Origin of the sequence: Bacillus pfraonensis, from assembly GCF_050768835.1 — a bacterium.
Classification (GTDB): domain Bacteria; phylum Bacillota; class Bacilli; order Bacillales; family Bacillaceae_G; genus Bacillus_A; species Bacillus_A pfraonensis.
This window is the reverse complement of record NZ_JAHCDO010000071.1, coordinates 1-6,289: the sequence shown is the minus strand read 5'-3', so window position 1 is coordinate 6,289 and position 6,289 is coordinate 1. Positions and strand designations below refer to the sequence as shown.

Sequence of the window (6,289 nt, the reverse complement as noted above, 5' to 3'; positions counted from 1 at the left end):
GAAGGAATATGCCTTCATAGTTTGGTGATGATGGCAGAGAGGTCACACCCGTTCCCATACCGAACACGGAAGTTAAGCTCTCTAGCGCCGATGGTAGTTGGGACCCTGTCCCTGTGAGAGTAGGACGTCGCCAAGCAAAAACCTAAGTCATTTCGACTTAGGTTTTTTTTGTGGTTTTAAATAAGAATATAAATTATAAAACAAGCTCATCATCTATCTACTCTTTAAAAAGCAAATAGATGATGAGTTTATATATGAAAAGAAAGTTTATTTATTTCTTCACATCAATCAGCTCAAAACGTTCGCAAACGAGCAACATGTCTTCAGAAAATTCACGACCGATTTCATTCAGTTCTTTTGTGAAGAACTCTATATGAGTGTTCTTCCAATATTCATAGGTCCGGTCACCTTCTCCTTCGGCAATAGCAAATTCCTCAGAGACTTCATTCATTGGTGTCAAAGTTACTTCTATCGTTTTAATAATTGCTACAGGCTCGTCAGAGCTATTCAATATAATGCTATAATCATTTGTTGTTGGAAGTGATTCATTTTCTAGCTCATAAAAAATATGTCCAGAGCATGTTGCTGTTTTTACGCCATCAATTACTAATTGAGCAAGATAGTCAGGAGAGGCTCCGAACTGCCATGCGCTGACAGTTTGAGGTTTTTCGTTCTCCTTCCAGTATTCATTCCAGTATTGCTGTGCCAATTGATTCATTAGTATCATTCACCCATTTCTCACATGTCTAGTTAAATACCTCATTGCTTATGATAAGGTTTCGTTTGGTTATAATAGATGGTTTTTTTGATAAATTACATTTTCTTTGTTGTTTTTTGAGGCAGTAAAAGGAAACTGCTTAATGAATCTGGTTTATATACTCGTGCTGTTCATTTATATCCATCTATTTAATAAATCTGTACATATATTTATATTAAAGAATGTTCAGAATAGTTAAGTCAAGCTATTTTAAACAGCTACCTACGTTTTTAAGATTAGATGATTCTTCTGGAATAATAAAACTAACGCTTTTTATGAAGAGTTTGTTGAAATGTGTCTTTTTATTAAAATGGGGAAGGTAAGGCAGTTAGATAGGTATAATTGCAACTAACCGATACTCCTATAGAAAGATCGGTTAGTTATTTATTGTCTTTTTATAGGTGATCTTCCTCTGGTTATAGCAATACGAATACAGTGAATACGATAGCTAACAAAATACGATAATAGGCAAATGGCTTTAAACCGATTTGTGCGAGTAGTTTTAGAAACGTTACTACTGCAAGCATCGCAACAATAAAAGAAGTAATAAACCCTATTGCGAACATTGGGATATCATCCATACTTAAATACTTCCAGCTCTTTAATAAGTCTAATCCTGTTGCGCCAACCATGACGGGAAGGGCGATAAGAAAAGAAAATTCGGATGCGGCCTTATAATTTGCCTTTGCTAACAATCCTCCAGAAATAGTAGATCCAGCTCTTGAGAAACCAGGGTATACTGCTAAACATTGGAATAAACCAATTGTTAATGCTTGACGATATGTTAAATCGTCTAATGAATGGGAGGTAGCTTCAGGCTTTTTAACTTCTGCAAAGATCATAAGAATAGCTCCTGCCACAAGCCCGATAACGACAGTATATGGCTGAAATAAGTATGTTTTAATCACATCATGTAAGAGTAAACCGGCAACTACAGCTGGAAATACACCTAGGAAAACATGTAGTGCATTAAATTTTTTCTCTTTCTGCAAGAGAGGTTTAATGTTACAGAGAGAAACAAGTCGTTTATGATATAAAATCGCAATAGCTAAAATGGCCCCTAGTTGTATAACAATTTCAAATGTCTTTGCACGTTCTCCCTCAAAACCTAATAAATGCCCGACTAATATAAGATGCCCGGTAGAAGAGATAGGTAAAAATTCAGCTAGTCCTTCTACAATACCGAGTATAAATGCAATAATTGTATCGCTCATAATTTCACTCCTATTATTTAAATGAAAATGTTGTAGATAGACAGAGACATAGAAAGAATTTTGTTATCTTTATAAATCAATGAATATCAACTTTTTTAAAATAGAATATTGTTGCGAGAAAGCCGATAATAGCTGTAGCGGCAATAGCAACATAAGAATATTCTGGAGGATATGTCGGTTGCAATTCATTATTTACTATATCTAGTGCAGCTGTCCAAGGAAACAAATCTTTGTGTTCCGAACTTGCAGTTAGAACATTTACCATTGCTACAACAATTGTTAATATAATAGGCGGAACATAAGTTTTCATTACAAGGGTTAGTAGTATAATAGGAGAAGATAAGATAAAAAGGAATCCACCGCCTAGTAAAAATTTCACTAAAAATTGAAAAGATAAAGGGATGCTTAATCCAGGAAAACCTCCTAATAGCCCTAATAGTAAAGTTAGTCCCCATGCAACTATAGTAAGGATCATAATCCAAATAAACAGAAGGGTGAATTTGCTCATAATAAAGTTAAAACGTGATACAGGAATGGTTAATAAATTTTTTAATGTATTTTCTGTGTATTCACGATTAAAGAGATAAGCGGTAACAACTCCGTATAGGAGGACTCCCATAAATAAAATAATATACATATTTACATTAAGAAAAAGGACATCGAAACCTGCGGGTGTAGCAGATGGTTTTGTTTTCATTTCTATATAAAAGGCCAAAACGATCATAAACGGTGCTACCGCTGCCCCAATAATACTAATTAAAAACATGTTAGAACGTTTCAATTTTAATAGTTCCGTATATAGTAGATTAACCAATTGTTCCACCTCCAACCAATTTGGTGAAATAGTCCTCTAATCTGTCTTCACTCATCATAATTTTTAATACTTCGATATCATTTTGAACAAATGTTCTATTAATCTGTCCTTGTTGACCGAAATGAGAATAAACGCGAATATTTCCTTCATCATGTACTTCATAATCAAAAATATGAAATTGTTTCTCTAAAAGCATCGCAGCTTTATTATCGTTATTGACTTGGAATTCTAAGTATTTACGATTTGTTTTTCGAAGTGCATCAAGTGAAGTTTCTTCTAATAACTTCCCCTCATGGATAATCCCCATATGATCTACTAGTTGTTCAACTTCGGCTAAAATGTGGCTAGAAATTAATATAGTTATATTTCTTTCTTGTGCTAAAGATTTAATAAGTTTTCGCATTTCTTTAATTCCAATTGGGTCTAAACCGTTTGTCGGTTCATCTAATATTAATAGCTCCGGATAATGGAGAAGAGCTCTTGCGATTCCTAATCTTTGTTTCATTCCTAAAGAATATTTACCCACTAGCTTTTTTGTTTCATGTTGCAATCCTACAATTTCTAGTGCTTCTTCAATGGTATTTTTTTTATGCACTCCAATTATTTTTGCGTTAATTAATAGATTCTCTTTTGCAGTAAGATTTTCATAAAAACCTGGCACTTCAACGATAGAACCAATTCTTCTTAAAATTTCTTTTTGGTTTGCAGAAAAATCCTCTCCGAATATTTCGATTTTTCCACTTGTAGGTTTTATAAGACCGAGCAGCATTCGAATAGTAGTCGTTTTACCAGCACCATTTCGTCCGATAAATCCGTAAATCTCTCCTTGGTTTACAGTTATATTTAGATTATCTACTGATTTTTGTTTGCCATAAATCTTAGTAAGGTTTGTTGTCTTTATAATTGCACTCATTTTGAAACACCTGCTTTCCATAAGCTCTTAATTACATGATAAAAAGGAAGATTTAACTACTGCTTAATCATTTCTTAACTATTTCTTAAAAGTAGCTTGTTTTGGGATGGAAAAGCCAAAGGTGGTTCTTTCCCACGGAATACTTTCTACCCATATTTGACCGCCATTTTTTTCTACGAGAGCTTTCGCGATAGCAAGTCCTAAACCGCTCCCGCCATGAGTAGAGTTCCTTGATTGCTCAATTCGGTACATTCTCTCAAATACGTTCTCTAGATCATCTGTTGAAATGCCAGGGCCTTTATCCCAAATGAGCAGCTGATAGTCGTTAGTCGTTTCAAAAAGTTCGATTCCTATTATTTTTCCAGGCTTTCCGTAATGTATCGCATTCTTTAGGAGATTACTGATAACTCGCATAAGGCTTAAAGAATCTGCTGTAATCATGCAAGGTTCTTCTGGGATATTAACTTGTAACTCAATACCGTGTTTGGATAGTTCAGGCAAAAATTCGATTAGTGACTCCCTGGCTATTTCTGGGAAATTAAGTTGTTCTTCTTTAAATGGCATTTCATCAGCATCAAGCTTTGCCATATTGAATATCTCATCAACTAATTGTTTTAAGCTATTTGATTTATTTGAGAGTATTTCAAGATATTCTAGTTTTTCTTCCTCTGAAGCAGCTATACCATCTTTTAATGCGTCAATATATCCAATAATAGAAGTAAGAGGTGTTCGAATATCATGTGAGATACTAGATAGAAGTTGTTTTCTAGTCTTTTGAGACTTTTTGGCCTCAACTTGCACTTTTTCTAGTTCGGTTATTAATTCATTTATAGAAAAAATGACATCATCTAGTGAATGATCGTTATTTGTATATAGTCGTGTATGTAGATTGCCATTAATAACGCGTCTTAATTTCTTGACCATAGACTTCCTAGTTTGAATAAAATGAAGTCTTGTAAAGAAAAGGCTTACTGTTATAACAATAAGGATAATGAATAATATTAATTTTGATGTGTGACCCATATCTATAAAGAGAAGTCCGGTAATGATTATAAACTGCAATAAAATAAGATAGAGAACTTCATCATTCTTCATTCTTCTCACCTACAAATTTATAACCAATACCCCATACAGTTTGGATGAATTTAGGATTTGAAGGGTCGACTTCTATTTTTTTTCTCAGTTTTCTAATGTGTACCATGACGGTATTATCATCTTCTATATAATTACTATCCCAAACATTACGGAAGAGTTGCGTCTTTGTAAAAACTTGTTCAGGATTTGAGGCGAAGAACTTTAATAGTTCAAGTTCTTTTCCAGTTAAAGATATTTCTTTTCCACTTACGTTAACTATGTACTTATTTATATCAATTGTTAATCCTTTGAATGTTAGGAGTATGTTTTCTTGCATGTTAGCATTACTTCCTAATACTAAAAAACGTCTCATAAGAGCTTTTACTCTAGCGACTACCTCATTGATACTAAAAGGCTTTGTAATGTAATCGTCCGCGCCTATGCTTAAGCCTAAAATTTTATCTACTTCTTGATCTTTAGCAGTGAGCATTAATATTGGGACATTTGTTTTGTTTCTAAGTCTTCTGCATGCTTCGATACCATCAACTTTAGGCATCATAAGATCTAATATGATGAGGTTATATTTGTTTTGTTCAAATAATTGCAGAGCCTCTTCGCCGTTTATAGCGATATCTACTGTATATAGTTCTCGTTCTAGATATTTCTTTAATAAGTCCCGGATTTCTTTTTCGTCGTCTGCTATAAGTACACGGATATCTTCCATAGTTTCACCTGCTTATAATAGAGTTTTGTATTTTGTTTTCGGTAATGAAAAATACAATAGCTATCTCATTATATACTATGAATTGTTAAAATAAGGTTTTAAGTATAGAATCGAATGGAGAAAGGTAAATGTATGATGATCTACTAAATGTTTATAGATGGAGGAAACCAAGTGGAGAGAAGCGGTATTTTAGGATGCTTTTACAACGCTTCATAAAGAAGAGATAAATCTATTGAAAAAAGTTTTGAAAAGTTATTGACTATTACTATATAGAGGTGTAATATTATACGAGTCGCTGATAGCAACAAGCAAAACGCGACAAACGAAATAAAAAACTTAGTTGACATTGAAAGATGAAAATGTTAACATAAGGAAGTCGAAAATGAGCGACAAACGAGTTCTTTGAAAACTGAACGAAACAAACAACGTGAAACGTCAATTTTTATTTTAGATGCTAGACAAACTTTATTGGAGAGTTTGATCCTGGCTCAGGATGAACGCTGGCGGCGTGCCTAATACATGCAAGTCGAGCGAACCGATTAAGAGCTTGCTCTTAAGAAGTTAGCGGCGGACGGGTGAGTAACACGTGGGTAACCTGCCCATAAGACTGGGATAACTCCGGGAAACCGGGGCTAATACCGGATAACATTTTGCGCCTCATGGCGCAAAATTGAAAGGCGGCTTCGGCTGTCACTTATGGATGGACCCGCGTCGCATTAGCTAGTTGGTGAGGTAACGGCTCACCAAGGCGACGATGCGTAGCCGACCTGAGAGGGTGATCGGCCACACTGGG

Annotated in this window: 6 protein-coding genes and 2 rRNA genes; 2 read left to right on the top strand and 6 right to left on the bottom strand. The window is 34.6% G+C overall.

What is annotated here, in order from left to right; all coding sequences use genetic code 11:
• Positions 1 to 20: 20 nt before the first annotated feature.
• A 5S ribosomal RNA gene (gene rrf / locus KFD70_RS28505) occupies positions 21 to 136 on the top strand.
• A 135-nt stretch (positions 137 to 271) separates the two neighbouring features.
• Here the strand turns inward: rrf and KFD70_RS28500 are convergent.
• The 6 genes from KFD70_RS28500 to KFD70_RS28475 all read right to left on the bottom strand — a co-directional run bounded on the left by KFD70_RS28500 (position 272) and on the right by KFD70_RS28475 (position 5,496).
• Positions 272 to 718 carry an ASCH domain-containing protein gene (locus tag KFD70_RS28500; RefSeq protein WP_336454608.1) on the bottom strand — a complete coding sequence of 149 codons (447 nt, stop codon included), beginning with the start codon at positions 716 to 718 and terminating at the stop codon, positions 272 to 274.
• A gap of 455 nt (positions 719 to 1,173) precedes the next feature.
• On the bottom strand, positions 1,174 to 1,971 hold the full coding sequence (gene uppP, locus KFD70_RS28495) for an undecaprenyl-diphosphate phosphatase UppP (protein ID WP_336454607.1): 798 nt from the start codon (positions 1,969 to 1,971) through the stop codon (positions 1,174 to 1,176).
• A gap of 76 nt (positions 1,972 to 2,047) precedes the next feature.
• Positions 2,048 to 2,785, bottom strand: a complete 738-nt coding sequence (locus KFD70_RS28490) for an ABC transporter permease (RefSeq protein ID WP_336454606.1) — start codon at positions 2,783 to 2,785, stop codon at positions 2,048 to 2,050.
• On the bottom strand, positions 2,778 to 3,698 hold the full coding sequence (locus KFD70_RS28485; RefSeq protein WP_336454605.1) for an ABC transporter ATP-binding protein: 921 nt from the start codon (positions 3,696 to 3,698) through the stop codon (positions 2,778 to 2,780). Before KFD70_RS28485 ends, KFD70_RS28490 begins: the two co-directional genes overlap by 8 nt.
• A gap of 78 nt (positions 3,699 to 3,776) precedes the next feature.
• Positions 3,777 to 4,793: a sensor histidine kinase gene (locus KFD70_RS28480; protein WP_336454604.1), complete on the bottom strand. Its 1,017-nt coding sequence runs from the start codon at positions 4,791 to 4,793 to the stop codon at positions 3,777 to 3,779.
• The gene (locus KFD70_RS28475) at positions 4,783 to 5,496 is read right to left on the bottom strand and encodes a response regulator transcription factor (protein WP_336454603.1); all 714 of its coding nucleotides are present in this window, start codon (positions 5,494 to 5,496) and stop codon (positions 4,783 to 4,785) included. Before KFD70_RS28475 ends, KFD70_RS28480 begins: the two co-directional genes overlap by 11 nt.
• Positions 5,497 to 5,961: 465 nt before the next feature.
• On the opposite strand from KFD70_RS28475, the gene KFD70_RS28470 reads away from it, so the two are divergent.
• A 16S ribosomal RNA gene (locus KFD70_RS28470) occupies positions 5,962 to 6,289 on the top strand; the annotation flags it as partial.

Bases quoted from the DNA above. Each gene is read 5' to 3' on its own strand.
- KFD70_RS28475 (WP_336454603.1), bottom strand. From the start codon at position 5,496: ATGGAAGATATCCGTGTACTTATAGCAGACGACGAAAAAGAAATCCGG.
- uppP (WP_336454607.1), bottom strand. From the start codon at position 1,971: ATGAGCGATACAATTATTGCATTTATACTCGGTATTGTAGAAGGACTA.
- KFD70_RS28485 (WP_336454605.1), bottom strand. From the start codon at position 3,698: ATGAGTGCAATTATAAAGACAACAAACCTTACTAAGATTTATGGCAAA.
- KFD70_RS28500 (WP_336454608.1), bottom strand. From the start codon at position 718: ATGAATCAATTGGCACAGCAATACTGGAATGAATACTGGAAGGAGAAC.
- KFD70_RS28480 (WP_336454604.1), bottom strand. From the start codon at position 4,793: ATGAAGAATGATGAAGTTCTCTATCTTATTTTATTGCAGTTTATAATC.